At 44.4% G+C, this 966-nt stretch carries 1 protein-coding gene; it reads right to left on the bottom strand.

Annotated elements, in window-relative coordinates; translation table 11 throughout:
• Nucleotides 1–966: biotin/lipoyl-containing protein (locus ACS8FD_RS17345; protein ID WP_439276765.1), on the bottom strand; the 966-nt coding region annotated here is incomplete at both ends.

The raw sequence follows: 966 nt of genomic DNA, 5'->3' as shown, positions 1-966 counted from the left end.
ATTGTAATTAAGCTGCGGTATCGAGACCTTTTGTAGACGAGTAAGGTCTTGTATTTCAGTCTCGCCCCAAATTTCAGTATTACTCATGTCTGGCAGTGCAGGCAAACTTGCACGCGTACTACCACCACTAGCTGATGCGACCTGCTGTTTGTTGGTCATCAGCTTATTGACATGTGCGAACAGATCTTCTTTTAAGATACGATCGTTTAGCGCAGTACCAGTTACGTTGGTAATGTCTACACCCAGTTCGCGAGCAAGCTTGCGAACAGCAGGTCCGGCATATACTTCTGCTGATTTTTCGTTAACTTCAGCTTCACTTAACTTGTTGCTTTCTGTATTTGTAGCAGCACTCGCTTTATCAGCATCTGCTTTAACCGGCGCTTGCTTAGGTTCACCTGACGTTTGCGAAGCTTGATTATTTGGACTTGCCGTTTCAGAAGTCGTTGACGCAGCGACTTTAGGCTCGTCACTACTATCACTCGTGCCACTACCAACAATGATAATAAAGTCTTGACCATTGGCGACCATGTCACCCGCTTGTACCAAGATTTTTTCAATCTTACCATCTTCTGGTGCTGGCACTTCGACCGAGGCTTTATCAGACTCAATTAATAATATTGACTGATCAGCGGTGACCGTATCGCCCACACTAACCATAATTTCAGCTACTTGTGCTTCATCAACGCCTAAGTCTGGTAATTGATAGGTAGACGCCGATCCTGACGCTGTAGCTGCAGGTTTATCATTACTTTCAGACTTACTTGATTCCTCAACAGTAGGCTTAGCTTCTGGCTCTTTACTACCTTCATCGCTATCTTTACTTGCCTCACTATCTTTATTTGAGTCAGATTTGTCTTGGCTGTTATTATCTGTTGCGTCTGCCGCATCACTTTCAAGCTCGATAAGTACCATACCTTCGCTAACTTGATCACCGACAGCAACACTAACCTTAGTCACTTTACCAGC

This window comes from Psychrobacter sp. 1U2 (genome assembly GCF_051847575.1).
This window is presented reverse-complemented; position numbering and strand designations above follow the sequence as displayed.